This window comes from Pinirhizobacter sp. (assembly GCF_035317885.1).
Taxonomy (GTDB): domain Bacteria; phylum Pseudomonadota; class Gammaproteobacteria; order Xanthomonadales; family Rhodanobacteraceae; genus Pinirhizobacter.
In genome coordinates, this window is sequence record NZ_DATHFX010000223.1 from 1 (window position 1) to 3,252 (window position 3,252).

3 protein-coding genes are annotated in these 3,252 nt (G+C 64.8%); 2 read left to right on the forward strand and 1 reads right to left on the reverse strand.

Annotated features, from left to right (window positions below):
- The coding region (locus VK519_RS07280; RefSeq protein ID WP_324348606.1) for a M13-type metalloendopeptidase at nucleotides 1–1,022 on the forward strand (1,022 nt) is incomplete at its 5' end.
- 16 nt (nucleotides 1,023–1,038) lie between these two features.
- Here the strand turns inward: VK519_RS07280 and VK519_RS07285 are convergent.
- Entirely contained in the window at nucleotides 1,039–1,965 is a 927-nt protein-coding gene (locus tag VK519_RS07285; RefSeq protein ID WP_324348608.1) for a LysR family transcriptional regulator, read from the reverse strand.
- Nucleotides 1,966–2,075: 110 nt separating this feature from the next.
- Between VK519_RS07285 and VK519_RS07290 the strand changes: the two genes are divergently transcribed.
- A partial coding sequence (locus VK519_RS07290; protein ID WP_324348609.1) for an acyl-CoA dehydrogenase family protein occupies nucleotides 2,076–3,252 on the forward strand: 1,177 nt, incomplete at its 3' end.

The following is a 3,252-nucleotide window of genomic DNA, read 5'->3' on the forward strand; positions in this document are numbered from 1 at the left end:
CCGGCACGCCCAAGCAGCGCGACCGCTACAAGCGCGGCATCGGCCGGGTCAACGCGGACCTGGGCGATGCCGTGGGCAAGGTGTACGTGAAGCGTTATTTCCCGGCCTCGTCCAAGGCCGAAGTGCAGCAGATGGTGAAGAACATCATCGCCGCCTTCGCCGACCGGGTGGACTCGCTCGACTGGATGACACCTGCCACGCGTGCGAAGGCAAAGGCCAAGCTCGATACCCTCGTCGTCGGCGTGGGGTATCCCGAATCGTGGCGCGATTATTCGAAGCTTGAGATCAAGGCTGACGATCCGGTCGGCAACAACCTGCGCGCCGAACGCTTCGAGACCGCGCACCAGCTGGCCAAGCTCAATACCAAGGTCGACCGTAACGAATGGTGGATGACCCCGCAGACAGTGAACGCGGTGAATCTGCCGCTGCAGAACGCGCTCAATTTCCCCGCAGCCATCCTGGAGGCGCCGTTCTTTGACCCGAAGGCGGACGCGGCCACCAACTATGGTTCGATCGGCGCGGTGATCGGGCATGAAATCAGCCATAGCTTCGACAACACCGGGGCGGAATTCGACGCCCAGGGCCGCCTGGCCAACTGGTGGACACCCGCCGACGAAGCCCACTTCAAGGCTGCCGGCCAGAAACTGGCCGAGCAATACAGCCAGTACGAAGCCCTGCCGGGCCTGCATGTGAACGGCCAGCAGACGCTGGGCGAGAATATCGCCGACGTTTCGGGCCTGACCATTTCACTGGCCGCTTACCACAAGTCCCTGGGTGGCAAGCCCGCGCCCGTGATCGACGGCCTGACCGGCGACGAGCGCTTCTTCCTGGCGTTCGCACAATCGTGGCGCACCAAGACCCGCGAAGCGGCGCTGCGTGCGCAGGTGATCGGCGATGGCCACGCACCGGGCCAGTTCCGTGCCCAGACCGTGCGCAATCTCGATGGGTGGTATGACGCGTTCAAACCGCAGCCGGGACAGAAGCTTTACCTGGATCCGAACCAGCGGGTAAAGATCTGGTAACAGGTTGGCGCCAAGGTCATGCCGCCTCGCGCGGCATGGCCGCCGCCACGGCTTCGGACAGCACGCCGCGGAACCAGGCGTGGGCACGATCGCCTTGCTTGGACTCATGCCAGTACATTCGCACCGGAATGGGTTTAAGCCGGATCGGTAGTGGATGCAGCGATATTGGCAAGCTGGCGGACACGCTAAGCGCATATGACCGCGGCATCGTCAGCAACAGATCGCTGCCAGCCGCGATCTGTGCCGCTGAAAAATAGTGCTGGCAGCTAAGTGCGATATGGCGAAACCGGCCATCCTGTCCCAGCAGTACATCCAGCGCGATCGGCTCGCCGAACGGCGACACCACCACGTGCCGGGCGGCCAGGTAATCAACTTTTCGCAACGCCACGCCGTCAAGCGGATGCCCACACCGCATCACCACCACCAGGCCTTCATCGACCAGGTGCTCATGCACTACGTGTGCGCCTACCTTAAGCGAGCGGTCGATCACCAGGTCGATGCTGCCCGCAATCAGCTCGCGCTCCACGTCACCGGCCGGCACGCGCCGGCTGGCGATGCGTACCTGCGGCGCCTCGCGTTCGAGCCGCGGCAACAGGCGCGGAAACACGATGGACTCCAGGATGTCGCGGAAGCCCACGGTGAATTCCATCTGCAGGCGCGAAGGCTCGAACCCGGACTGCCGGCGCGTGGTGTCCTGCAGACCCTTCAGGTGCAGGCGGACGTCATCGATGATCGCCCGCGCCTGGTCGGTGGGGACCACACGATTTCCCTGCCTGACGAATAGCGGATCGTCGAAATGCTCGCGCAACCGGTTCAGGGCGTGGGTGACCGCCGGCTGGGTCAGGTGCAGCGCCCGCGCGGCCGCGCCGATGCCGCCTTCGGCGTGGATGGCGTCGAGCACGCGGAAGAGATTGAGGTCGATGCGCTTGTCGTTGCGGGGCATGCCAGGCACATTAACTCAGTTTATGACCACGCATAAAGCACATTCATTTTACTGATTCCATACGTTGGCGTACGCTCGGGGTTCTGCCTGCCGACCAAGGATCGTGCACGATGGACTTCGCCCCTTCGGCCCGCAGCCAGGAGCTCGGCGGCAAGCTCGCCCGCTTCATGACGGAGCAAGTGCTTCCCGCGGAGAAAAACTGGTTCGCATCGTTGAACGGCAGCGCCGATTGGCGCACGTGGCGCCAACCGGCGGTGATGGAAGAGATCAAGGAGCGCGCCCGCGCCGCGGGCCTGTGGAACCTGTTCCTGCCCGAGGACGAAGGCGGCTTGTCCAACCAGGACTATGCACCCCTGGCCGAGATCATGGGCCACTCGTTCATCGCCCCGGAAGTGTTCAACTGCAACGCCCCGGACACCGGCAACATGGAAGTGTTGCTGCGTTATGGTTCGGCCGAACAGAAGGAACGCTGGCTCGAACCGCTGCTCGCCGGCCGCATCCGTTCGGCCTTCTGCATGACCGAACCCGATGTCGCTTCCTCCGATGCCACCAACATGCGCGCCACGGCCACGCCCGACGGCGATGGCATCGTCTTGAACGGCAGCAAATGGTGGTCCACGGGCATTGGCCATCCGCATTGCAAGGTGGCGATTTTCATGGGACTCACCGACCCCGACGCCGAGCCGCACCACCGGCACTCCATGGTGCTGTGCCCGCTCGACGCGCCGGGTGTCACCGTCGAACGCATGCTACCGGTGTTCGGCACCTACGACGAACCCTCAGGCCATGGCCAGGTGCGCTTTGACCACGTACGCGTGCCGGCATCGAATGTGATCCTTGGGCCCGGCCGCGGCTTCGAGATCGCCCAGGGGCGGCTTGGGCCGGGCCGGATCCACCATTGCATGCGCGCCATCGGCGCCGCCGAGCGCGCACTTACCTTGCTATGCACGCGTGCGTTGTCACGCCAGGCGTTCGGCAAGCCGCTGGCGGCGCTCGGCGGCAACGGCGACATCATCGCGGACCTGCGCATCGCCATCGAGCAGGCGCGCCTGCTCACCTTGAAGGCTGCCTGGATGATCGACACCCAGGGCATCAAGGCGGCGTTGAGTCTTGTTTCCCAGATCAAGGTGATCGTGCCGGCGGTGGCGCAAAAGGCCGCCGATGCCGCGATCCAGATCCACGGCGGCGCCGGCCTGTCCGATGATTTCCCCCTGGCCGCGCTCTATGCCCATGCGCGCGTGCTGCGCCTGGCCGACGGCCCCGACGAAGTGCACCGCGCGGTGATCG

What these genes read in the sequence shown, in the direction of transcription:
- VK519_RS07285 (WP_324348608.1), bottom strand. Translation starts at nt 1,965, where the DNA reads ATGCCCCGCAACGACAAGCGCATCGACCTCAATCTCTTCCGCGTGCTC.